This window comes from Methylocystis parvus OBBP, from assembly GCF_027571405.1.
In the GTDB taxonomy this organism is placed as follows: domain Bacteria; phylum Pseudomonadota; class Alphaproteobacteria; order Rhizobiales; family Beijerinckiaceae; genus Methylocystis; species Methylocystis parva.
Genome location: NZ_CP092968.1, coordinates 1564983 through 1588779 on the forward strand (window position 1 = coordinate 1564983; position 23797 = coordinate 1588779).

Consider the following 23797-nt stretch of genomic DNA (forward strand, 5'->3'; position numbering starts at 1 on the left):
CCCCGCATGACACGAATCATAGCACAAGGGGGCGCGCGGCGGCGAGAAAGCTAAAGGAACGGCCATGTCCGAGGCGACGCGAGAAGTGGACGAAGCCAAGCCTGCTGAAACAAAGAGCAATTTATCGCCGGCGGCGCAGCGCGCCCTTGCCGAGGCCGAGGCGCGCCGAAAGGCTGCCGCCGGGCAGGCGCAGGCGCAGCCGCAGGAGCTTGGCGGACGCGGCGGGCTCGATCCCGCACGCTTCGGCGACTGGGAAGTGAAAGGCCTCGCGAGCGACTTCTAGCCGACGCCCTGCGCCCGCAGAAAGGCGACCATCCGGCCCCATGCGTCATGGGCGTCCCTCTCGCGATAGCTCGGCCGGTAATCGGCGAAGAATCCGTGCGGCGCCTGATCGTAAAGGATGATGTCGGCGGGCGCGCCGGCCTCGGCGAGCTTGTCCTTCATCGTAAGGATGAGATCGTAAGGGATGCTCGGATCGTCGCCCCCGTAAAGGCCGAGCGTCTGAACCTTGATCTCGCTTGCGACGTCGATCGGCCAGCGCGGCTGTTCTTTCGTGCGCGCCCCGTCGAGACGGCCATACCAGGGGATGCAGGCGGCGAGGCGCGGATTATGCGCGGCATAGAGCCAGGCGATGCGTCCGCCCCAGCAGAAACCTGTGATCGCGGCATGGTCGACGTCGCCTCCCTTGCCCTCGACAAAGGCCAGGGCCTCGTCGAAAACGCCCATCGTCTCGACGTCCGGAACCTTCGCCACGATGGCGCGGATCGCGTCGATGTCCGGCGCCGTCATCGGATCGCCATAGCGCGCAAGATAATCCGGCGCGATGACGAAGAGCCCGAGCTTGGCGAGGCGGCGCGCGACGTCGCGAATATGTTCGTGCAGGCCGAAGATTTCCTCGGCCAGTAGAACGACGGGTAGATTCCGGCCATGCTCGGGTCTGGCGTAATAAGCGGGAGCGCCGCCGGGCAGCGTGGCGAACCCCGTTTCGAGCCCTTCCGCGTCGGTGCGGATCACATGGATCGAAACCGCGCCCGCCGCCGCGGCGAAGCCTTTGTCAGTCGATTCCTGCGTCATTTCCGCCCGCTCCCGCGACTCGTCTCGCGACAGGTTGCGCGCCCGTGCGCGAGACCGCAAGCGTCCCCGGCGGCTTTCGCGCTGCAAAACTTGGCCTTCTCATCGGCGGCAAAAGAGCGTATATCGCGGCGCCATTCGCGGGAGGGCGACCTTTCGCTCGAGAGAGGGGCGAGTTCGTGTTTGCCCGAGAGGTCGTGGTCGAGCCGCTCCCCGCGCGCCAGCGTGCGCCGCGTTTTCTTTTCCAAAGGAATACTTGATGACGCAGCAACCGGGCGCTGAGCCGCAGACGGCCGCGCCGGCGCACGACCATGGCGCCGAGCAGCATGGTCACGGCCACGAGCAGGGCAAAGGGGGCCTCGCCGCGCTCGTCGTCGGCTGCATCGGCGTCGTTTACGGCGACATCGGCACGAGCCCGCTTTACGCCCTGCGCGAGTCCCTCGCCCATCAGGTTCAGGCCGACCAACTGACCTCGGAAGGGGTCATCGGTTCGATCTCGCTCCTGATTTTCGCCCTGATCTTCACGGTCACGATCAAGTACATCTTTTTCGTGATGCGCGCCGACAATCGCGGCGAAGGCGGCATTCTCTCGCTGATGGCGCTCGCTCAGTCGGCGCTTGGGCGGCAAACGAAGATCGCTTTCATGCTCGGCGTCGGCGGCGCGGCGCTTTTCGCCGGCGAGGCGATGATCACGCCCGCCATTTCCGTGCTGTCGGCGATTGAAGGTCTGGAGCTCGTCACGCATCGCTTCAGCGAATTCGTGATGCCGATCACGATCTTCATTCTCGTGACGCTGTTCTGGGTGCAAAGCAACGGCACGGCGCGGGTCGCGGCGCTTTTCGGCCCGATCATGATCGTCTTCTTTCTCACGATCGGCGTCCTCGGCGCCTCGCATATCGCCGATGCGCCGGAAGTTCTCGCCGCCTTCGATCCGCGCCACGGCGTTATTTTCCTTCTCACCCATGGCTGGCTCGGCTTTACCGTGCTCGGCTCCGTGTTTCTCGCCGTGACCGGCGTCGAAGCGCTCTACGCCGATATGGGCCATTTCGGCCGCTTTCCGATCCAGCTCGCCTGGCTCGGCTTCGTGTTGCCGGCTTTGCTGCTCAACTATCTCGGTCAGGGCGCGCTCGTCCTGTCGCGGCCGGAAGCGGTCGGCAATCCCTTTTTCCTCATGGCGCCCGATTGGGCGCTGCTCCCGCTCGTCATCCTTTCGACCCTTGCGACGACCATCGCCGCGCAGGCCGTCATCACGGGCGCGTTCTCGCTCGTGCGGCAGGCGATCCAGCTCGGCCTGCTGCCGCGCCTGGAGATCACCCATACCTCGGCCATGCTCGAAGGGCAGATTTACATCGGCCGCATCAACCGGCTGCTGCTTCTTGGCGTTCTGTTGCTCGTCATCGCCTTCAAGAGCTCTTCCGCCCTCGCTTCCGCCTATGGCATCGCCGTCACCGGCACGATGGTGCTGTCGACCTCCCTGCTCTTCATCGTCGCCTGGCGGAAGTGGGGCTGGCCGCTCTGGCTCGCCATCGTTTTCGCCGCTTCGTTTCTCGTGGTCGAATTCATGTTCCTCGCCGCCAATCTCATGAAGGTGAAGGATGGCGGCTGGGTGCCGCTGGTGCTCGGAAGCTGCGTCATGATCGTGATGTGGACATGGGTGCGCGGCACGCGGCTTCTCGCGGAAAAAACGCATCGCGACTCGATCCCCGTCATGGATCTCATCGCCATGATGCAGAAATCGAAACCGACGAGGGTCCATGGGACGGCGGTGTTTCTGACGAGCGATCCAAATGTCGCGCCTACTGCGTTGATGCACAATCTGAAGCACAACAAGGTGCTGCATGAGCGCGTGCTGATCATCTGCGTTCGCACGGAAAACCGCCCGCGCGTCGCTCCGGACCACCGGTTCGAGTTGATCAAGCTCTCTGATGACTTCTCCAGCGCCGTGCTGCATTTCGGCTTCATGGAAAGCCCGCGCGTGCCGGCCGCCCTCGCGCTGATGCGCAAGGCGGGATTCAAATACGACATCATGACCACGAGCTTCTTTCTCGGCCGCCGCACCATTAAGGAAAGTCCCGCGTCAGAGATGCCGGTCTGGCAGGACAAGCTCTATGTCGCGCTCACAAAACAGGCGGCGAACGCGACCGACTTCTTCTCCATCCCTTCGGACCGCGTCGTCGAGCTCGGCGCGCAGGTGACGATCTGAATCCAAAACTTCTCGATTTCGCTGACAGCCGCGCGGACCGCGCCGCAATCCATCGGCGGTTCGGGCGAATTCAAGGATCGCTTCCGTCTGACATTGAAAAGCCGCTAGGCGAGACGCCGCAAATGGCGGAAAGCGGCGATCTGAGGCGCCGGAGGGGGGTGGACGGAAGGCGGGCCAGGGACTAAGCCATCCCTCGAAGAGGGCGGGCGCACCCGCCGAACCGGAAAGACCCCAAATCCTTATGTCCACCCGTATCGACGACCGTTTCGCCGCCCTCAAAGCCGAGGGGCGCGCCGCTCTCGTGACCTTCGTCATGGCGGGCGACCCGGACCCCGAAACTTCGCTCGCGATCGTAACGGCGCTGCCCGGAGCCGGCGCCGACGTCATCGAACTGGGCATGCCGTTTACCGACCCCATGGCGGACGGCCCGGCGATTCAGGCGGCGGGTCTCAGGGCGCTCAAAGCCGGAATGACGCTGAAGAAGACGCTGAAGCTCGTAACGGATTTTCGCGTCCAGGACGACAAGACGCCCATCGTGCTGATGGGCTATTACAATCCGATCTATGTGTACGGCGTCGACAAGTTCCTCGCGGGCGCCAAAGCCGCCGGCGTGGATGGGCTGATCGTCGTCGATCTGCCGCCGGAAGAGGACCTCGAGCTCTGCATACCCGCTCGGGACGCCGGACTGAACTTCATCCGCCTCGCCACGCCGACGACGGACGACAGGCGTCTGCCCAAGGTTCTCGAAAACACCTCCGGTTTCGTCTATTATGTGTCCTTGACCGGCATCACCGGCGCGGCGCTCGCCGATTATGCCGGCGTCAGCGCGGCCGTGAAGCGAATCAAGGGACATACGGGCCTGCCGATTGCGGTCGGTTTCGGCGTGAAGAACGCGCAGAACGCAGCCGAAATCGCCGTCAATGCGGACGGCGTCGTCGTCGGGTCCGCGCTGGTGGACGCGCTCAAGACCTCCCTCGGCCCGGACAATAAGGCGGGCGAAGGCAGCGTCGAAGCGGTGACGTCGCTCGTCGCGAGCCTCGCGGCGGGCGTGCGGGGCGCTCGGCCGCAAGCGGGCCCCGCCAAGAATGGCGGCGCATTTTCCTGGCTCACGAGGCTTTGGGCATGAACTGGTATTCCAACGTCGTTCCGCCGAAGATCAAAGCCCTCATCAAGCGCGAGGCGCCGGAAAATCTTTGGGTGAAATGCCCCGATAGCGGCCAGCTCGTTTTCCACAAGGACATCGAGGCGAACCTCTTCGTCGTGCCGGGCTCGGGCTACCACATGCGCTGCCCGGTCGACGTTCGGCTGACGAACCTCTTCGACAATGGCGAATTGGAGCTGCTGCCGACGCCGGAGGCCCCGCTCGATCCGCTCAAATTCCGCGACATCAAGCGCTATGTCGACAAGCTGAAGGAATATCGCCTCAAGACCGGCGCGCAGGACGCGGTGACGCTCGCCACCGGCAAGCTCGACGGCGCGCAGGTCACGGTTGCGGTGCAGGACTTCGAGTTTCTCGGCGGATCGCTCGGCATGGCGGCGGGCGAGGCGATCGTCGCCGGCGCCGAACATGCGCTCGCCAACCGCACGCCCTTCCTCATCTTCACGGCGTCCGGCGGCGCGCGGATGCAGGAGGGCATGTTCTCGCTCATGCAGATGCCGCGCACGACCATCGCGGTGCAGCGCCTGCGCGACGCGCGCCTGCCCTATATCGTCGTGCTCACCAATCCGACGACGGGCGGCGTCACCGCGTCCTACGCCATGCTGGGCGACGTCCAGATCGCCGAGCCCGGCGCGATCATCGGCTTCGCCGGCGCGCGCGTGATCGAACAGACGATTCGCGAAAAGCTTCCCGAGGGCTTCCAGCGCGCGGAATATCTGCGCGACCATGGCATGGTCGACATGGTCGTGCCGCGCCAGGAGATGCGCGAGACCTTGTCGCGCCTTTGCGGACTGCTGACCAAGGCGCCGCCGCGCCGCGCCGCCTGATATAAGGAAGGCGCCGCCGCCATGGATCAGCATGACGCGATCCTGTCGCGACTGCTTACGCTTCACCCGAAAAAGATCGACCTGTCGCTCGGCCGCACCGAGCGGCTGCTCGAGGCGCTCGGCCGCCCGGATCTGCGCCTGCCCCCAACGATCCATGTCGCGGGCACCAACGGCAAGGGTTCGACCATCGCCTTCCTGCGCGCCATGCTGGAGGCGGCGGGAAAGAAGGTCCATGTCTACACATCGCCGCATCTTATCCGCTTCAACGAGCGCATCCGCCTCGGCGCGGAAGGCGGCGGCAAGCTCGTCGACGACGAACGCCTCGCCGCCGTTCTGGAGCGCTGCGAAGACGCCAATGGCGGCCAGCCCATCACTTTTTTCGAGGTGACGACGGCCGCGGCCTTCTCGCTTTTCGCCGATAATCCGGCCGACTGGCTGCTGCTGGAGACGGGGCTCGGCGGCCGTTACGATTCGACCAACGTCATCAAGACTCCGAAGGCGACGATCGTCACGTCCGTCTCGCTCGACCACATGGAATTTCTGGGCGATACAGTGGAAAAGATCGCCTTTGAAAAGGCCGGAATCTTCAAGCGCGGCGCCCCGGCGATCATCGGTTTCCAGTCGGAAGCTGCGGAGAGGGTTCTGGAGCGCGAGGCGCGGCGCGCCGGGGCCCCGCTCGTCGTCGCGGGTCAGGATTTCCATGTGCGGGAAGAGAATGGCCGCCTCGTCTTCGAGGACGAGCGCGGGCTGCTCGACTTGCCTCTGCCCCGCCTGCCCGGCCGCCACCAGCATCAGAACGCCGCCAACGCGATCGCCGCCTTGCGCGCCGTCGCGCCGGAAATTCCCGCAAGCGCCATCGAGGCGGGCCTCGCCCGCGCCGAATGGCCCGCACGCCTGCAGCGCCTGCTGCGCGGTCAGATCGTCGATTTCGCGCCGGCGGGGGCCGAGGTCTGGCTCGATGGCGGCCACAATGAAGACGGCGGCCGCGTTCTGGCCGAAGCGATGGCCGAGTTCCACGACCGCTCGCCGCGCCCGCTCGCTTTGATCTGCGGCGCGCAGACGACGAAGGACGTGCGCGCATTGCTCAAGCATTTCGCCGGCCTCGCCCGCGAGGTCGTCGCCGTGCCGGTCGAGGGCGAGCATAAGAGCTGGCCGCCCGAAGAAGTGGCGGCGCTGGCCAAGGCCGAGGGCATCCCCTCGACCGCCGCCGCCAACAGCGTCGAAGAGGCGTTGAAAATCCTGTCGGCGCGTCCCTTCGACCAGCCGCCGCGCGTGCTGATCGCGGGATCGCTCTATCTCGCGGCGGCGGTGCTGTCGGCCAATGGGTCGCAGATCGAGTAGGCTCGCGGGCGTCTGAACGCCGGGCGTGAGCGAATCTCTCCCCTTCACGGGGAGGCATTGGCGTCCTCCTGCGTGAGATCGTCGGCCGCTGCGCAATTCACAGAAGTGACGAGAGCGTATATGGAGGGCCCTCATCCGACCCCTGCTGACGCAGGGGCCGCCCTCTCCCGCAAGCGGGAGAGGAAGTCGCCGGCCGTTTTTCTCTGGAGCCCGAATAAATGACCTTGATGTTGGCCAGCGTTCTGTCGCGCGAAGAGGCGGAGACCGCCCTCGCCTATGGGGCCGACATCATCGATTGCAAGGACCCTGCGCGCGGCGCCCTCGGCGCGCTGCCGCTGGAACAGGTCGCGGAAATCGTCGCCGGCGTCAACAGACGCCGCCCGGTGAGCGCGGTCGTCGACCTGCCGCATGACGTCGCCCAGGCCCGCCGCGCTTTCGAGGACGCGATCAAGACGGGCGTCGAATATGTGAAATTCGCGCTGCCGGCGACGCCTGACGCAGACCAGATGACCGCCGCGCTCGCGCCCCTCGCCGAGCGCGTCAAGCTGGTGGCCGTGCTCTTCGCCGATCTGCGGCCGGATTTCGCGCGCCTGCCCGCGCTTGCCCGGGCCGGCTTTCACGGCGCCATGCTCGACACGGCGCATAAGGAAAATGGCCGGCTCATCGATATCATGACGGTGGGCGCGCTTTCCGAATTCACCGAGCAATGCCGAGAATTGCGCCTCGCCGCGGGCCTCGCCGGCGCGCTGGAGCCGCCCGACGTGCCGCGCCTCCTCGTCACGGGCGCCGACGTCATCGGCTTTCGCGGCGCCCTCTGCGCGCATGGCGACCGCAAGAGCGCGCTCTCCGCGCCGGCCGTCGCACTCATTCGCGACCTCATCCCCACGCGCCGCGACCTCGTGGAGGAGATGGCCGCCGAATGGTCGCTCATCGCGCGCGGCTTCATCGAGCCGCCGGGCGTCAACGATACGGACTGCGTCTTCCTGCATGATTATATCGTGCCGATGGAAGTCGGCGCCTACGCCCATGAATATGGCCATACGCAACGCGTGCGGTTCAATGTCGACGCAGAGGTGACGCGCATCGAAGTTTCCGACGACATGCGCGCGGTCTTCTCCTACGACGTCATCATGGACGCGATCAAAATGATCCTCTCCGGCGGACATATCGCGATGGTGGAGACGATCGCCGAGCGTCTCGCCGAGAGCGTGCTGCTGCACGAACGCGTGCGCTCCGTAACGGTGCAGGTCGAAAAGCTCGACGTCGCGCCCGGCGCCGTCGGCGTGAAGATCCGACGCGAGCGCCACGCCGACTCGCGCCGCTCGAAGCCAAGCTGATCATGATGACGCGCCCGCTCCTCGTCGCCAAGATCGGCGGCAGTCTCCACGACTCGCCCAATCTCGCCCGTTGGATCGACGCGCTGAAGCGCTGGCCGCATCGTCTGACGCTAGTGAGCGGCGGCGGCCCCTTCGCCGACGCGGTGCGCGCCGCTCAGCCAAAACTGCTTTATTCGGACGAGACGGCGCACGCCATGGCCGTGCTCGCCATGGAGCAATATGCGCTGGCGCTCGCGGACCTCTTCGATCTCGACCTCGCGGCGACCCGCGAGGAGATCGACGCGATCCACGCCGAGGGCCGCATCGCGCTCTGGCGCGCCTCGAAAATGGTCGGCGCCGCGCGCGACATTGCGTCGCAATGGAACGTGACCTCCGACAGCCTCGCCGCGTGGCTCGCGCGTCGAACGGGCGCGGACGCCTTGCTGATGATCAAAAGCGTCGATATCGGCGCCAATTCTGCTTTGGAAAGCCTCGCCTCGGCCGGCATTGTCGATCCGGCCTTTCCCGACTATGTCGGCGGAACGCCCGTTTATGTCGCCGGCCCGCGCACGCTTCCTGACGCTGGCGCGCGTCTCGCCGGCGGCCTGTCGCCCGGTGCGCCCGTCGTCTCGCAAACACAGAAGATCGCTTCATGACAAAAAAGAAAGACGTCATCACGCCGCGCTGGGGATGGGCGCTCACCGGCTCCGGACATTTTTTCACGGAATGCCTCGACATGATCCGCTCGCTCGATCATTGCGATCTCTTCGTCAGCAAGGCGGCGGCGGAAGTCGTGCGCATGTACAAGCACGATCTCGATCTGCCGGACACGATCCGAATCTTCAAGGACACGACGGCGAGCGCCGCCCCCGTCGGCAATTTCTATTACAACGTCTATCATACGCTGGTCGTCGCCCCGGCGACCTCCAACACCGTCGCCAAGGCCGTCGTCGGCATTTCGGATAACCTCGCGACAAATGTTTTCGCCCAGGCCGGCAAATGCCGCGTGCCGACCATCGTCTTCGCCTGCGACACCGCGCCGGAGCTGGAAACGCGCGCGCCCAAGGGCATGGTCATGGTCTATCCGCGCCGCATCGATCTGGAGAATACCGACAGGCTGAAATCCTTCGAGGCGACTCAGGTGGTGGAAAGCTTAGCTGCGCTCGTCGAGGCCGTGGAGCGGCGCAAGCGGGAGCTGGCGGAGCAGGGTTGAGGCCAGGGCGTGACGAGCCGCTCCTTCATGCTGGCGGCTAGCTTCGACCAAATGGCCGGGTTAGACCCCCTCCCTAGCCCTCCCCCTTTCAGGGGGAGGGAACGCTGGCGACGCCTCTGCTCCCTCCCCCTGAAAGGGGGAGGGTCGGGGTGGGGGTCGACACCCCGGTTGAAAAAACGCATTTAGCCGCAACCGCACGAAGACTTCGCCAGGAAAGCACAGGCATGACCGAGCGCCTTCTCTTCCTCACCGGCCACCTGGCGCTTCCGCGCCTGGAGCGGATGGCGGCGGGCATCGGCGAGGCCGCGCAGGATTGGCGCATCCACGATATCGGCGTGAAGGTCGCTGCGCTGATGACGCAGGAGATCATCCAGCGCCGCCTGCCGCGCCCGGTCGACGCCGACCGCGTGATCCTGCCCGGCCGCTGCCGCGCGGATCTCGACGCGCTGACCAGGGATTTCGGCGTGCCCTTCGAGCGTGGGCCGGAAGAAATCGCGGACCTGCCCGCATATCTCGGCCGCGGCGGCGCGAAACCCGACCTCTCGCGCTACGACATGCGTATCTTCGCCGAGATCGTCGACGCCTCGAAGATGAGCGTCGCCGAAGTCGTCGCCAAGGCGCGGGAGCTTGCCCGCAACGGCGCCGACGTTATCGACCTCGGTTGCCTGCCCGACACGCCCTTCGATCATATGGAAGAGACGATCGCCGCGCTGAAGGCGCAGGGGCTGAAGGTCTCGATCGACTCGGCGAATGTCTCGGAATTGACGCGCGCGGCGAAGGCGGGCGCCGATCATCTGCTCAGCCTCGACGAGGAAACGCTGTCGATCCTGCCGGACGGCTCGCCTCTTGTGCCGATCCTCGTGCCGCGCCCGCATGGCGATCTGGATTCGCTTCAGCGCGCCGCTCGCATCGCCCGCGCGCGGGGCGTCGACTTCATTCTCGACCCCATCCTCGACCCCGTCCATTTCGGCCTCGCAGCCTCGATCGCGCGCTATGTCGAAATGCGCGCGCGCGAGCCGGAGGCCGAGATCATGATGGGCACGGGCAACCTCACCGAACTCACCGACGCCGATTCGGCGGGCGTCACCGCAGCCATGCTCGGCATTTGCTCGGAGCTGAACATCCGTCATCTCCTTACCGTGCAGGTGAGTCCGCATACGCGCCGCACGCTGCAGGAGCACGACGCAGCCCGCCGTCTCATGTACGCCGCGCGCGCCGACCGCGCATTGCCGAAAGGCTATAGCGACGCGCTGCTGCAGGTGCACGACAGGAAGCCTTATGCGGCGACGCCGGACGAAATCGCGGAGCTTGCGCGCGAATTGCGCGACACGAATTTCCGCATCGACGTCACGCGCGACGGCGTGCACATATTCGCCCGCAATTTTCATTGCGTCGAACAGGACGCCATGTCGCTCTTTCCGCATCTCAATGTCGCGCATGACGGCGCGCACGCTTTCTATCTGGGCGCGGAGCTGATGAAGGCGGAACTCGCCTACAAGCTCGGCAAGCGCTACCGGCAGGACGAGCCGCTCGACTTTGGCGTCGCGACGGAAATCAACGAAGAAGACGCGACCCGCTTCAAGGAAATGGGCCACACCATGCGCAAGGCGGGCGAGGGAAAAGGGAATGCCGCTGATTCATGAATGCGTCCTCACGACGCTCTCGCCGGAAGGCCGTCCGCATATCGCGCCGCTGGGGCTGATCGAGGAAGGCGACTTCTGGATCGCCGCGCCGTTCCGTCCGTCCAAGACGCTGTTCAATCTCGAGCACAGCGCAAAACTCACGGCGAGCTTCACCGACGACGCGCGCATCTTCGCGAGCCTCGTCGCCGGCGGCCACGGCTTTCCGTTGACCGACATAGAAGGCTGGCCCGCGCCAAGGCTTTCCTGCGCGCTCGCCCATGCGGAGCTGGAGATTGCGCGCGTGGAGGAAGACGAGGTGCGCCCACGTTTCTTCTGCCGGGTGACGCACGTCGAATCGCATCGGCCGTTTCTCGGCATGAACCGCGCCCGCGCCGCCGTGCTCGAAGCCGCGATCCTCACGACCCGGCTCGATCGCCTGTCGCGCGAGAAGATCGACAGCGAAATCGCTTATCTCAAGATCGCGATCGACAAGACCGCCGGCGAGGCCGAGCGAGAGGCCTGGGATATGTTGATGGAAAAAATCGCCGCGCGCCGAGGCGCCGCCTGATCAGGCCCGCGTGCCGCGCCCCAGGAAAAACGCGCCTGCAAGCAGACCAATTCCCGCCATGAGCGCCCCGGCCCGCAATTGCGCGGGATCGATGGCGACCATGCCGTTCCTGGCCTGAGCCGTAAAACGCCCGCGCGCGCCGTGATCTCGATCGTCCGGCCCCAGCAGCTCGTCCGGATCGTCCGGCAGCACGGGATCATTCGACAATTGCGCCTCATAGGCGTTTCGCCCGAGATAACGGTCGAGAAAACCCGGCGCGAGGAACTGCCCGACGATCGACTGGACCGTCGGCGATCCCAGCCACAGCTCCCGGGGCGCCTTCTTCGCGTCGACGGCTCCCAAGATCGCCTTTGCGACCGCCTCCGGCTCGTACACCGCGCCGATCGGCTGATGCCGATGCGAGAAATGCATGTGCGACCAGTCGAATTGCGGCGTGTTCACGCCGGGAAGCTGAACCATGGTCAAGCGAATGCCGCTCTCGTCATGCGCAAGCTCCGCGCGAAGCGAATCCGTGAATCCGCGAATGGCGAATTTGGCGGCGCAATAGGCCGACTGCAAAGGAATGGCGCGATAAGCCAAGGCCGAGCCAATCTGGACGATATGCCCTTCATCGCGTTGGCGCATATGCCGCAGCGCCGCGAGCGTGCCGTGCACATAGCCGAGATAAGTCACCTCCGTGACGCGCTTGAACTCCTCCGGGGAGATCATGTCGACCGGACCCACGACCGTCTCCATCGCGTCGTTGATCCAGACGTCGATGCGGCCCCATCGCGCGACGACCGCCTCCGCGGCGGCGAAGACGTCGTCCGGCTTCGCGACGTCGGCCACCAGTTCGAAGGGCTGGCCGCCGGCGCTCGCCACCTCGCGACAGGCGCCCTCCAGTCCTTCCGGGCTGCGGGCCAGCAAGGCGACGCGATAGCCGCGGCGCGCAAAGGCCGCCGCAACGGCGCGGCCGACGCCCGCCGAGGCGCCGGTGACGACGACGACAGGGGCCTCGTCGAGACGTTCCATTTCCGCGCTCCTAGTTGCGCATTACATCGGCGCGTCTACGCGGCGGGCAACCGCGACAGCTTACAAGGATTTCATCCTGCCTTCGGCATCGCAGCCTCCCGCCGCCGCGCCGCCGCGCCCGCGCCGCTCCGGCCATAAGGCGCGAGCGGCACGGTAAGGCAGACGCTCTGCGCCGGCAGCACTTCGCGCCAATCGGCGATGAGCTGCTTATAGGCGTCGCCGACCGCGCGCGGCTTGCGATCGAGATCATAGAGGCCGACCGGCCAAATCCTGCCGCGCGCCTCGCGCAGCTCGAGGTCCCAATCCATCTGGTCGGTGAGCGAATACCAGGTGAAGCCGACAATGGGCACGCCTCTGTTTCTGACGCGCAGCACATTGGCCCATTCCTTTCGCAGCCAGCGCACCGCCTCGTCGCCGCAAGGGCCTTCGCAGGTGTTCGTCTCCGTATGCATGACCGGCAGACCGTAGCGCTCGTAATATTGGCGCGTGATCTCGTTATAGCCGAAGATCTCGCCCGAGGACGACGTCGCTCCCGCGGCGGTGACATTGTGCTCGTTGCGGCCGTAATAGTCATTGCCCATGATGCAATGACTCTTGAGATGCTTGCGCATGAAGAAATCATATTCGTCGGCCCGCATGCCGTTATCCATCAGGAAGCGGAACATCTCCGAATTGACCCGCCGGCCGTAATTGAGGTCGAGCGAAAGGAAGCGCCTCTCATTGAGCGTTTCCGCGGGCTCGATCGCGCTGGGATTTTCGGCGTGAAAATACTCGGTCGACTCGCTCTGCACGAAGATCGCATCCGGACGCACGGAGAGGATGGCGTGCATCGCGAGGACATTGGCCTTCACGATATGTTTGAGCGCCGTGACAAACCCGCGATCGGTCGTGAGCTGCTCGTTCCACCAGCCATAGGCGGCCGAGAAGGTCGCGCAGATATACATCTCATTGACCGGCGTATAGAGCTGCGAGGCCGGGAAGCGTTCGGCGAAAGCGAGCGCGTAGCAGGCGAAAAGCTCGGGGAAGTCGGGGTTCTGAAAATTGCCGATCCAGTCCGGCGCGCCGAAATGGCAAAGATCGACGATGGGAATGATTCCCCGCGCCTGAAGATCGCCAAAAGCGAGATCGGCGAACTCCCAATCGTAACGCTCCGGGCCAAGCCACGTCATGGGCAAGGGCAGACCGTAACGCAGCGTCTTGACGCCGAGATCCTGCACGAGTTCGAAGTCCTCGCGCCAGCGGCGGTAATGGCCGCAGAGCTCCATCTCGTCCACCCGCTTGCGTCCCTGCGCGATGGTCGGGCAGCTGTTCTCGATGCCGGTGCTGAACATGAAATACGTCATCGCGCGCTCCTCGCCGCCCGTCAGCGGAAGTTATAGGGCGCAAAAACCGCGATCACTCCCGCAACAAGGCGGCGCTTCCGGATCGCGTTCTCTGGCGGCCCGGTCTTATGAGGCGCGTTCGAAGACGGCGCATCCCCAGGGCGCGGCGACGCGGCCGAATGAGGGCGTCGCTCCGCGAGCGACGCGCCAGCCGTCCTCCGCCAGGGCGCGGGCGATCTCGCGATTGAACCAGCCATGGCCGACAAGCGCGGCTGGTCCCGTCGCGCTTGCGCCGATCAGAATCTGCGCGGCTATTCGCGCGCGCCGGCGCATCGCGTCTCGGGCGCGCTCGGCGGCCGGATGATAGGCGCCCCTGCCCCGCGACGCCGCGAACCAGAAAATCAGCGGCCAACGGCCTGCGATACGCGGCGCGACATTCGGCTCTTCGGAAAAACAGGAATCGAAAACAGCGCGCTCGAGTCCGAGCGCGCGGGCCGATTCTCGCGCACGCATGGTCGTGCTGGCGAAGGCGGCGCAAACGTCGCGCAGCCGCGCAACGGTTTCGCCCGGCGCCTGCGCCCGCGGGGCGAGGCCGCTTCGCTCATACGCTTCACAATAGTCGACAAACTCCTGAAACGACAAAAGCCCCGGCGCCTGCAGGGCGACGGGGCCATGTCGGACCAGAATGATCGAGGCCATTACGCCGTGGCGGCGGCCTTCTTCTCGATCTCGCGCTTCAGCGCGCGGGCGCCCTGCGACAACTCCTCGTCGCGCGCCTTGGCCAGGAAGGCGTCGAGGCCGCCGCGATGCTCGACCGAGCGCAGCGCCGCAGCCGAAATGCGCAGACGCACCGAACGCGCCAGCGCCTCGGAGGCGAGCGTCACATTGACGAGATTGGGCAGGAAACGCGTGCGCGTCTTGCGATTGGAGTGGCTGACGAGATTGCCCGTCTGCACGCCCTTGCCGGTCAGCTCGCAACGCCGGGACATGGAACTTCCTTTCGAACCGTTTTAGACAATCCATGCGCAGGGCGGGGCTTCGAGCGCCCGCAGCCGCCAGCGGATGGGTGGAAACGACACAAAAGGCTCGCCACTCTCGCGCCGAGCCCTGTTCGCCGGCCTTATAAGTGCAAAGCCGGCCCAGCGTCAACAGCGGGCGCCTTTCAGGAGGCGGGAAAGGCCCTGTTGCGGCGCGATAGCCTCTGGACATTGGCGGCGTTCTGGGCTCTAAGCCTCATCGTCGCTCCGGGCGGGGCCGGGCGCGCCCGCGCCGTTCTTCATGCCCGGAATCATCGAAAATTGACAGAGCCGGAGCCTGTCCCGCCCGCTGTTCGGCGCCGGGCTAGAACGACAAAGGTTAGGGATTTTCCAATGGCCAAAGCAATCCTGCATATGCTCAGCACTTTGAAGCATATGAGCCCCTTCGACGTGAACATGGCCCTCGACGCCGGCTACGACGCCGCGATTCCCTACACCAATGTCACGCTCGACGAAGTCACCGCCCTCGTCCAGGACGCGATGTTCTCCCGCGCCCCCTCCGCCGCGCTGAAGACCGGCATCTTCTTCGCCGGCCGCGACGCGGTGCTCGCCCTCGACATGCTCGAAGCCGCGCGGAAGGCCCTGCTGAAGCCCTTTGAGGTGTCGCTCTTCGCCGACCCCTATGGCTCCTTCACCACCGCGGGCGCCATGGTCGCCTGCACCGAGAAGATCCTCAAGGACAAGAAGCAGCGCGAGCTGAAGGGCTCCAGGATCGTCATTTACGGCGCGACGGGCGTCGTCGGCTATTCCGCCGCGGTGATCGCGGCGCTGGAAGGCGCGGAGGTCACGATCGTCGGCTATTCGGGCGTGGAGCGCGTCGCCAAGCAGGCCGACGAAATGTCGAAGCGCTTCAACATCAAGGTGACCCCGGCCGACGGCAGCTCGCAGGAAATGGTGCGCGATCTGCTCGTCAAGCATGAAATCGCGCTCTGCGCAGCGCGCGCCGGCGTGCAGGTGCTCTCGAAGGAAGACCTCGCCGCCGCCAAGGACCTGCTTATCGCCGCCGACGTCAACGCCGTGCCGCCGCTGGGCGTCGAGGGCTGCGGCCTGCACGACAATGGCGTCGTGATTTCGGATCATGGCGCGCTCGGCATTGGCGCGCTCGCCATCGGCAACGTCAAATACGGCGCGGAGTCGGGCCTGTTCAAGCAGATGGTCGAGTCCGACAAGCCGCTTTGCCTCGATTTCCGTCACGCTTTCGCTCTGGCGCGCAAGCTCGTTTGATATTAGCGCGGGCGGCCGGGACGTCGGTCTTGGCAAAGTCACGCGAAACTGGTTGAGTGCGCGCCGCGGAAGGCCCGCGGCGCTTCTCAAGGCCGGCGCAATTGTGCGCACGGCGCTTTCCCAAACGTCCGCCGCCGCGGCGGGGCGTAGGTTTCTTCGAAAGGAAACGCACATGGCGAAGATCAACAAGATGCTGGTCGGCGAGTCGCTCGTCGGCGAAGGCAACGAAGTGGCGCATATCGACCTGATCATTGGACCGCGCGGTTCGGCCGCCGAGCTCGCTTTCGCGAACGCGCTCGTCAACAACAAGGACGGCTTCACGACCCTTCTCGCGGTCGTCGCCCCGAACCTGCTCTGCAAGCCCAACACGATCCTCTTCAACAAGGTCACCATCAAGGGCGCCAAGCAGGCCGTCCAGATGTTCGGCCCGGCCCAGCACGGCGTCGCCAAGGCCGTCGCCGACGCGGTCGCCGAAGGCATCATCCCGGTCGAGGAAGCCGACGACCTGTTCATCTCGGTCGGCGTGTTCATCCACTGGGACGCCAACGACGACAAGAAGATCCAGGACTACAACTACGCCGCCACGAAGGAAGCCATCGCCCGCGCCGTCGCCGGCGAGCCGAAGGCCTCGGAAGTCGTCGCCAAGCGCAACGACGCCAAGCACCCCTTCGCCCCGAACTGAGGTTCGGGCTTCGTCCAAGCTTTGAAGGGGGGCCTTGCGGCTCCCCTTTTTCGTTTTGACGTGATTGGCTCGCGCCTCGAACGCCGCAGGCGTCAGGGCGGTGGAGGCGCGCGCCCTTATCCGTCATTGCGAGGAGCGTAAGCGACGAAGCAATCCAGAGCCGTGATGTGGCTCTGGATTGCTTCGCTTCACTCGCAATGACGGTCGAGACGGTTATGATTTCATTGGGAGGGCGGAGCGAGGCATTCGCATGACTGCGATTATCGGCTGGGACATTGGCGGCGCGCATGTAAAGGCGGCGCGGGCTGAGAACGGGCGCATCGTCGCCGTCGCGCAGCGCGCCTGCGCGCCGCATCTCGGCCTCGCGCATCTCGAAACGCCGATCCTGGAAACGCTCGCCGAACTCGGCCCGGCCGAGGGGCACCGCGTCACCATGACGGCCGAACTGTCGGACGCTTTCGAAGATCGCATGCGGGGCGTCGTGTCTGTAGCGGCCATCGCCGCGCGCGAGATCGGCGCGGATAACATCCTATTTTATGCGGGCGCGCGCGGCTTCGTCGCGCGCGCGAATATCGTCCACGAAGCCGACGCCGTCGCCTCGGCCAATTGGCGCGCCAGCGCCGAGCTTGTCGCGCAGCATTGCGGCGAGGCGCTGTTCATCGATATCGGCTCGACGACGACGGACATTGTCCCGATCCGCATCGGCCGCGTCGCCGCGCAGGGCGCGGCAGACGCGGAGCGTCTCGCCTGCGGCGAACTTGCCTATGCGGGCTTTTCGCGCGGCGCCCCGCAGGCCTATGCGCGCCTCGCGCCCATCGGCGGACAATGGACGCCGCTGGTCAACGAGGCCTTCGCCTCCATGGCTGATGTGCGGCGCGTGCTCGGCGACTTGCGAGAGGGAGAGAACCCGGCCGATCTGTCGCCGACCGCGGATGGACGCCCCAAGACCGTCGCGGCGTCGCGCGCGCGCCTCGCAAGACTGGTTGGGCGCGACGGCGCGGATTTGACCGACGCTCAGGCTCATGCGCTTGCGGCGCACTTCGCGCGCGCGCAACTGCGCGTCATCGAGGACCAGATCGCGCTGCTGGCGTCGCGTGACGCCATCGCCCCCGACGCGCCCTATATCGGCGCCGGGGCGGGACGCTTGCTCGTGCAGCGACTCGCGCAGACGCAGAAACGCGCTTATCGCGATTTCGCTGACTTGATAGACGCTTCAGACGAGTTGCGCATCGCCGCGGCCAATTGCGCGCCTGCGGCGGCGCTGGCGTTGTTGACAATCTAGTTTCGAGGTGCAGTCAATAGTCTCCAAGTTCTTCCTGATTCCACCATGCGCTCGACGCCGTCGTCGATGATAACGAAGCCCGCCTTCGACACAAAGTTTCAGGCGACGATCCGGGCGGGCGGTTGCCGGACCAGAATTTAGCGTCAGAATTCCAATATTTGCCCATAGCGTTTATTTGACGGGGAAATTTGTCCAGATGGATTATTTTGCTCATTCGCTTCCGGATCGGCCCAAATCGGAATGGCAACAGCTCGCCGAACACCTCCGCTCGACGGCGGATCGCGCCAGCCGGAATGCGGAGAAATTCGGCGCCGGCCGCGCAGCGAAACTTGCCGGCCTGCTTCACGATCTGGGCAAATACACTGCGGAATTCCAAAAGCGGCTCGAGGGCGGCGACGCGGTCGATCACGCGACGGCGGGCGCAAGGGAGGCGATGGCTCTCGCCGCGCAGCCGCGCGACAAATTGATCGCCGAAATCGTCGCGCACGCCATCGCGGGGCATCACGCGGGCCTGCCGGACAGCGTCGGCGCGGCGTCGCTCGAGGAGCGCGTCGGAAAAAAGCTCCATGCGCTCGATCCCGTCTGGCGTGAGGAGATCGCGCCCGTCGCCGACGGCCTGATCAAACAGTCCTTCAAAGCCGGCGCGAGCAGGCAGACGCTCGCTTTTCAATTGGCCTTCTTTGGCCGAATGATTTTCTCATGCCTCGTCGATGCGGATTTTCGCGACACCGAGGCTTTCTACGACCGCGCCGAGGGCCGCTCCAGTCCGCGCGAATGGAGGGCTCTGCCGGATATTGTCGATGCGTTGCGCGGCCGGTTCGACGAGCATATGGCGAAACTCGGCGCCCGTGCGGAGGCGACGCCTGTCAATGCGCTGCGGGCGGAGGTTCTGGCGCATACGCGGAAGCAGGCGGACCTGCCGCGCGGACTCTTCACTTTGTCCGTGCCGACCGGCGGCGGAAAGACGCTGGCGTCGCTCGCTTTCGCGCTCGACCACGCCAAACGCCACGGCATGGAGCGCATCGTCTACGCCATCCCCTTCACCTCGATCATCGACCAGACCGCGGCGATTTTTCAAAGCGTTCTACAAGATCGGGAGGATATTGTCCTCGAGCACCATTCCTCCATCGACGAGGAGCGCAATCAGGACCGCTCCTCGCGCGAGAAACTGAAACTGGCGATGGAGGATTGGGCCGCTCCCGTCATCGTCACCACCAATGTGCAGCTGTTCGAAAGCCTGCACGCCGACCGCCCCTCGCGTTGCCGCCGCCTGCACAATCTTGCGAACAGCGTGATCATCCTCGACGAGGCGCAAACCATTCCGCTGCACGTATTACGCCCCTGCCTCGCCGCGCTCAACGAACTCGCGCTGAATTACGGCGCATCCATCGTGCTTTGCACGGCGACCCAGCCTGCCGTGCGGAAGGTAGATTTCGAGGATGGGCTGGATTTGCCGCCCGAGCGCGAACTCGCGCCCGATCCCCAGCGGTTGCACAGACAATTGCAGCGCGTTCGCGTCGAGAAGCTCGGGGTTCTCGACGACGACGCGCTCGTCGGGCAGCTTGGCGAAAGCTCGCAGGGCCTCGTCATCGTCAACAGCCGCGCCCATGCGCTGGCGCTGTATCGCAAGGCGCGAGACGCCGGGCTCGACGGCGCCGTTCATCTCTCGACGCGGCAATGCGCGGCGCATCGGCGAGACATTCTCGCGCATGTGCGCGAGACGCTGAAGTCCGAAAAACCCTGCCGCGTCATCGCGACGTCGCTTGTCGAAGCCGGCGTCGACCTGGATTTCCCGCGCGTCTGGCGCGCCGAAGCGGGTCTCGATCAGATCGCGCAGGCGGCGGGCCGCTGCAACCGCGAGGGACAGCGCAAGATCGACGAAAGCATTGTCGGCATTTTTCAATCCCCCGATTTCCCGCCGCCGCGCGAGATCAGGCAGTTCGCCGAGGATATGAAGCGCGTGCGGCGCGACGACCTGCTCTCGCCCGAAGCGATCCGCGAATATTTCGCAGAGGTCTATTGGCGCAAGGGCGAGAAACAGCTCGACAAATTCGAGGTCATGGACGCCTGGCTGCTCCCTTTGGACAAGCCGAATTTCAATTATCGCAGCATCGGCCGGAGCTTTCGCATGATCGAGAGCGGCATGACGCCCGTCATCATTCCCTGGGATGCGAGCGCGCAAGAAGCGGTGAAGAATCTCGCATTCGAGACGATTCCGTCTGGCCGGCTGGCGCGCCTTCTCCAGCCCTACATCGTGCAAACGCCGCCCTCCGCGCGGCGACTGCTCCTGGAGAACGGCCATGTCGCCTTCGTCCATCCCAAGCTGCGCGGCGATCAGTTCGCGGTGCTCGAAAGAAGCTCCGACTTCTACAAGCCGGATGTTGGGCTGCTATGGGAGGACGCCGATTATCTCGGGCAGGAGCAGTGGCTGGTTGTGTGAAAACAACTGAATAAACATGTGACTCGCTCGGATCGAAAGAGGGAGAAGACTTTGTCCTACGGCGTCCGTTTGAGAGTCTCGGGCGATTACGCCTGCTTCACGCGCCCGGAGCTGAAGACCGAACGCGTCTCATACGATGTGATCACCCCCTCCGCCGCGCGCGGCGTTCTCGAGGCCATCCATTGGAAGCCGGCGATCCGCTGGGTGATCGACGCCATCCATGTGCTGGAGCCGATCCGCTTCGCCTCGATCCGCCGTAACGAGGTCGGCTCCAAGGCGCCCGCCGGCAAGATCGCCAGCGCCATGAAGCGCGGCTCCATCGAAGGACTGCATCTTCATGTCGATGAGGATCGCCAGCAGCGCGCGGCCACCGTGCTGGTGCAGCCCGCTTATGTGATCGAGGCGCATTTCGACATGACGGCGCGGGCGGGCGCGGAAGACAGCGTCGGCAAACATCTCGACATGTTCAACCGCCGCGCGGCGCGTGGCCAGTGCTTTCACCAACCCTGCCTCGGCACGCGCGAATTCGTCGCCCAATTCGAGCTTCTGCCCGCCGATGCGCCCGCGCCGCCGCCGAGCGCAAAGACGGCGTCTCAGGGCTTCGGGACCCCGCGCGACCTCGGCCTGATGCTTTGGGACATCGACCACGCCGCGCCCGGGCGGCCGTCCATGTTCTTCAACGCGCGGCTGGAGGACGGCGTGATGCGCGTGCCGCCGCCGGGTTCGCCGGAGATCCGCCGATGAGCATCCTCGCTTCGCTGGTCCAGGCTTATGAGCGGCTGCCAAATGCGCCGGCGCCCGGCTATTCGACAGAGAAAGTTGGCTTCGTCATATCGCTCGACGCCAATGGGCGCATCGCGCATCTTTCCGACCTGAGAATCGCGGATGGCAAGAAGCTGTCGCCACGACCGATGCTCGTGCCGCAGCCCGTCAAACGCACAGTCGCGCCTGCATCCAATTCGCTTTGGGACAAGACATCCTATGCGCTTGGCGTGACGGCTGGCGAAGGCAAACGCACAGCCGATGAGCACGCGAAGTTCGTCGCGCATCAAGAGGAATTGCTCGCGGGCGCAACCGATGAAGGACTCGCGGCCTTTCTTGCGTTTTTGCGAGACTGGCGGCCCGAGCGTTTCGCCGAACTCGGCTGGCCCGACGATCTGAAAGACCAGAACGTCGTCTTCGCTCTCGAAAGCGAGCGCCGAAACGGCGTCTATCTGCATGATCGTCCCGCCGCCAAAGAAGCGCTCGCGCGGATGACCGGCCAGAAGTCCGGCTCGCCGCAAATCTGCCTGGTGACGGGGAAGCCCGGCCCCGTGGCGCGCCTGCATCCGTCGATCAAAGGCGTTTGGGGCGCTCAATCGTCCGGCGCCGCCCTCATTTCCTTCAATCTCGACGCCTTCAAGTCCTACGGACACGAGCAGGGCGACAATGCGCCGGTCGGCGAATACGCCGCCTTCGCCTACACGACAATGCTCAACCTTTTTCTCGAACGCGGCAGCGGACATCGTATTCAGGTCGGCGACGCCTCCACGGTTTTTTGGGCCGACTCGCGCGATGCAGTCGCGGCGGCGAGCGCCGAGAGTCTGTTCCGCGAGATGATCGACCCGCAGTCGCCCGACGAAGCGGAAGCCGCCGCGGTCGAGGAAGAACAGGCCGCCAATGCGGGGGCCACGCGGCAGATCGCCGACAAATTACGGCGGCTGACCCAAGGCGAGCCCCTCACCGAGGTCGAGCCAGCGCTGGCCGACGGCGTGCGCTTTTATGTCCTCGGCCTCGCACCCAACGCCGCGCGCCTCTCGGTGCGCTTTTATGTCGAGGACGATTTCGGCGTCATCGCACGGCGCTATCTCGAACATGTCGAGCGTATGCGCATCGAGCCGCCGCCGCGCGGAGCGGCCCCTTCCATGTGGCGACTGCTAATCGAAACCGCCTCGCAGCGCAAGAGCGAGAACATCCCTCCACAGCTCGCCGGCGATTGGTTGCGGGCGATTCTCGCAGGGACGCAATATCCCTTAACGCTGCTCTCCGTCGTGTTAATGCGCATCCGCGCCGATCACGATGTGAACGCGCTGCGCGTGTCTATAATCAAAGCCGTGCTCGTCAATAACTTTGAAATGAAACAGGAGGCGCCGGTGGCTCTCGATCCAGAAAACTCAAACCCCGCCTATTTGCTCGGCCGACTGTTCGCAGTTCTCGAAAAAACGCAGCATCTCGCCTTGGGCAACGTCAACGCCAGCATCAAAGACCGCTATTATGGCTCGGCGTCGGCGACGCCGCGTTCGGTGTTCCCGCTGCTATTACGCATGAACGTGCATCACCAGAGCAAGGCGCTTGGCAATTCGAAGGGGCTCGCAGGCTATTTCGCCAGTCAGCTCTCCGAGATCATGAATGCGTTTCCGGCCGAGTTTCCGGCGATCCTGAGCTTGCAAAGCCAAGGCGCCTTCGCGCTCGGCTATTTTCACCAAATGAACCGCCGCAAATCGTCGGACGCCGACGAACCGGCCACCGTCTCCGAGGAGCAACTTTGATGACTACGCTCGGCCACCGTTTCGATTTCGTCTTTCTCTTCGATGTGATGAACGGCAACCCGAACGGAGATCCCGACGCCGGCAATCTGCCGCGTCTCGATCCCGAGACCAATCAGGGCCTCGTCACCGATGTCTGCCTCAAGCGCAAGATCCGCAACTATGCGGAGATCGCCAAAGGGGGCGATACCGGCTTCGCCATTTATGTTCAGGAAGGCGCCATTCTCAACGAGAGACATCGCGAAGCCTACAAGGTGGCGCGGCCCGATGATCCCAAAGTCGAAAAGGACAAAAAGCTCAATCCAAAGGACGACGCCGAAGCCAAGCTCGTGCAGAAATTCATGTGCGACAATTTCTTCGATGTGCGTACATTCGGCGCGGTGATGAGCACAGGCATAAATTGCGGACAGGTCCGCGGGCCGGTGCAGCTCTCCTTCTCTCGATCGATCGAGCCGATCTTGCCGCTCGAAATCTCCATCACCCGGATGGCCGCCACCAACGAGGCGGAAAAGAAAAAACGTGAGGACGGCGCCGACGACGATCGCACGGAAAACCGCACCATGGGCCGTAAGCACATCGTGCCCTACGGGCTCTACCGCACGCATGGCTTCGTGTCGGCGCATCTTGCAGCCCGCACCGGCTTTTCGGACGCCGATGTCGCCTTTTTGTGGGACGCGCTGAAAAACATGTTCGAGCATGATCGCTCCGCCGCGCGCGGCGAAATGGCGGCGCGTAAGCTCGTCGTTTTCGAGCACGACAACGCGCTCGGCCGCGCGGCGGCGCATGATTTGTTCGAGCGCGTGAAAGTGGCGCGTGTCGATGGCGGCGAGGCCTATCCGATCGGCGACAAACGGCTCGACAACGCCCGCCCGGCTCGCAGCTTTTCGGACTATCAGGTGACCATCGACCGCGCCGACGCACCGCAAGGCGTGACCATTCACGAACTGCTGTAAA

Annotated in this window: 22 protein-coding genes; 17 read left to right on the top strand and 5 right to left on the bottom strand. The window is 64.9% G+C overall.

Going from position 1 to position 23797, the window contains the following annotated elements:
* The first annotated feature begins 64 nt into the window (after nt 1-64).
* The gene (locus MMG94_RS07690; protein WP_016920333.1) at nt 65-283 is read left to right on the top strand and encodes a DUF1674 domain-containing protein; all 219 of its coding nucleotides are present in this window, start codon (nt 65-67) and stop codon (nt 281-283) included.
* On the opposite strand, the gene MMG94_RS07695 is transcribed toward MMG94_RS07690, so the two are convergent.
* Nucleotides 280-1074 carry a dienelactone hydrolase family protein gene (locus tag MMG94_RS07695; RefSeq protein WP_016920334.1) on the bottom strand — a complete coding sequence of 265 codons (795 nt, stop codon included), beginning with the start codon at nt 1072-1074 and terminating at the stop codon, nt 280-282. The two genes, MMG94_RS07690 and MMG94_RS07695, sit on opposite strands and share 4 nt — an antisense overlap.
* Before the next feature lie 256 nt (nt 1075-1330).
* On the opposite strand from MMG94_RS07695, the gene MMG94_RS07700 reads away from it, so the two are divergent.
* From MMG94_RS07700 to MMG94_RS07740, 9 genes are all read left to right on the top strand, one after another.
* Entirely contained in the window at nt 1331-3274 is a 1944-nt protein-coding gene (locus MMG94_RS07700; protein ID WP_016920336.1) for a potassium transporter Kup, read from the top strand.
* A 241-nt stretch (nt 3275-3515) separates the two neighbouring features.
* Complete coding sequence (gene trpA, locus MMG94_RS07705) at nt 3516-4400, top strand: tryptophan synthase subunit alpha (RefSeq protein WP_016920337.1); 885 nt, start codon at nt 3516-3518, stop codon at nt 4398-4400.
* Nucleotides 4397-5260: an acetyl-CoA carboxylase, carboxyltransferase subunit beta gene (accD, locus tag MMG94_RS07710; protein ID WP_016920338.1), complete on the top strand. Its 864-nt coding sequence runs from the start codon at nt 4397-4399 to the stop codon at nt 5258-5260. Before trpA ends, accD begins: the two co-directional genes overlap by 4 nt.
* A 21-nt stretch (nt 5261-5281) precedes the next feature.
* Complete coding sequence (locus MMG94_RS07715; RefSeq protein ID WP_016920339.1) at nt 5282-6601, top strand: bifunctional folylpolyglutamate synthase/dihydrofolate synthase; 1320 nt, start codon at nt 5282-5284, stop codon at nt 6599-6601.
* Nucleotides 6602-6819: 218 nt separating this feature from the next.
* On the top strand, nt 6820-7938 hold the full coding sequence (locus MMG94_RS07720; protein WP_016920340.1) for a (5-formylfuran-3-yl)methyl phosphate synthase: 1119 nt from the start codon (nt 6820-6822) through the stop codon (nt 7936-7938).
* 2 nt (nt 7939-7940) lie between these two features.
* A complete protein-coding gene (locus MMG94_RS07725) occupies nt 7941-8573 on the top strand; it encodes an amino acid kinase family protein (RefSeq protein WP_016920341.1) in 633 nt (210 codons plus the stop codon).
* The gene (locus MMG94_RS07730) at nt 8570-9130 is read left to right on the top strand and encodes a flavoprotein (protein WP_016920342.1); all 561 of its coding nucleotides are present in this window, start codon (nt 8570-8572) and stop codon (nt 9128-9130) included. Before MMG94_RS07725 ends, MMG94_RS07730 begins: the two co-directional genes overlap by 4 nt.
* Nucleotides 9131-9354: 224 nt before the next feature.
* Nucleotides 9355-10773: a DUF6513 domain-containing protein gene (locus MMG94_RS07735; protein WP_016920343.1), complete on the top strand. Its 1419-nt coding sequence runs from the start codon at nt 9355-9357 to the stop codon at nt 10771-10773.
* Nucleotides 10757-11320: a DUF447 domain-containing protein gene (locus MMG94_RS07740; protein WP_016920344.1), complete on the top strand. Its 564-nt coding sequence runs from the start codon at nt 10757-10759 to the stop codon at nt 11318-11320. The genes MMG94_RS07735 and MMG94_RS07740 overlap by 17 nt, the downstream gene beginning before the upstream one ends.
* Here the strand turns inward: MMG94_RS07740 and MMG94_RS07745 are convergent, their stop codons facing one another.
* The 4 genes from MMG94_RS07745 to rpmB form a co-directional block, all read right to left on the bottom strand.
* On the bottom strand, nt 11321-12331 hold the full coding sequence (locus MMG94_RS07745) for an SDR family oxidoreductase (protein ID WP_016920345.1): 1011 nt from the start codon (nt 12329-12331) through the stop codon (nt 11321-11323).
* Nucleotides 12332-12402: 71 nt separating this feature from the next.
* Entirely contained in the window at nt 12403-13674 is a 1272-nt protein-coding gene (locus MMG94_RS07750) for a family 1 glycosylhydrolase (RefSeq protein WP_016920346.1), read from the bottom strand.
* A 105-nt stretch (nt 13675-13779) separates the two neighbouring features.
* The gene (locus MMG94_RS07755; RefSeq protein WP_016920347.1) at nt 13780-14352 is read right to left on the bottom strand and encodes a hypothetical protein; all 573 of its coding nucleotides are present in this window, start codon (nt 14350-14352) and stop codon (nt 13780-13782) included.
* Nucleotides 14352-14642, bottom strand: coding sequence for a 50S ribosomal protein L28 (rpmB, locus tag MMG94_RS07760; protein ID WP_016920348.1), 291 nt, complete (start codon nt 14640-14642; stop codon nt 14352-14354). Before rpmB ends, MMG94_RS07755 begins: the two co-directional genes overlap by 1 nt.
* Nucleotides 14643-15023: 381 nt before the next feature.
* Here rpmB and MMG94_RS07765 point away from each other — a divergent pair, with 381 nt between their 5' ends.
* The 7 genes from MMG94_RS07765 to cas7c all read left to right on the top strand — a co-directional run bounded on the left by MMG94_RS07765 (nt 15024) and on the right by cas7c (nt 23796).
* Nucleotides 15024-15914: an NAD(P)-dependent methylenetetrahydromethanopterin dehydrogenase gene (locus MMG94_RS07765; RefSeq protein WP_016920349.1), complete on the top strand. Its 891-nt coding sequence runs from the start codon at nt 15024-15026 to the stop codon at nt 15912-15914.
* A gap of 172 nt (nt 15915-16086) precedes the next feature.
* A complete protein-coding gene (gene fae, locus MMG94_RS07770; protein ID WP_026016570.1) occupies nt 16087-16596 on the top strand; it encodes a formaldehyde-activating enzyme in 510 nt (169 codons plus the stop codon).
* 250 nt (nt 16597-16846) lie between these two features.
* Complete coding sequence (locus MMG94_RS07775; protein WP_016922100.1) at nt 16847-17878, top strand: hydantoinase/oxoprolinase family protein; 1032 nt, start codon at nt 16847-16849, stop codon at nt 17876-17878.
* A 196-nt stretch (nt 17879-18074) separates the two neighbouring features.
* On the top strand, nt 18075-20318 hold the full coding sequence (locus MMG94_RS07780) for a CRISPR-associated helicase/endonuclease Cas3 (protein ID WP_016922099.1): 2244 nt from the start codon (nt 18075-18077) through the stop codon (nt 20316-20318).
* Between the two features lie 51 nt (nt 20319-20369).
* Nucleotides 20370-21062 (top strand): type I-C CRISPR-associated protein Cas5c, encoded by a 693-nt coding sequence (gene cas5c, locus MMG94_RS07785; RefSeq protein ID WP_016922098.1) that lies wholly within the window; start codon nt 20370-20372, stop codon nt 21060-21062.
* Nucleotides 21059-22846: a type I-C CRISPR-associated protein Cas8c/Csd1 gene (gene cas8c / locus MMG94_RS07790; RefSeq protein ID WP_016922097.1), complete on the top strand. Its 1788-nt coding sequence runs from the start codon at nt 21059-21061 to the stop codon at nt 22844-22846. Before cas5c ends, cas8c begins: the two co-directional genes overlap by 4 nt.
* The gene (cas7c, locus tag MMG94_RS07795) at nt 22846-23796 is read left to right on the top strand and encodes a type I-C CRISPR-associated protein Cas7/Csd2 (protein ID WP_016922096.1); all 951 of its coding nucleotides are present in this window, start codon (nt 22846-22848) and stop codon (nt 23794-23796) included. The genes cas8c and cas7c overlap by 1 nt, the downstream gene beginning before the upstream one ends.
* Nucleotide 23797: the final 1 nt, after the last annotated feature.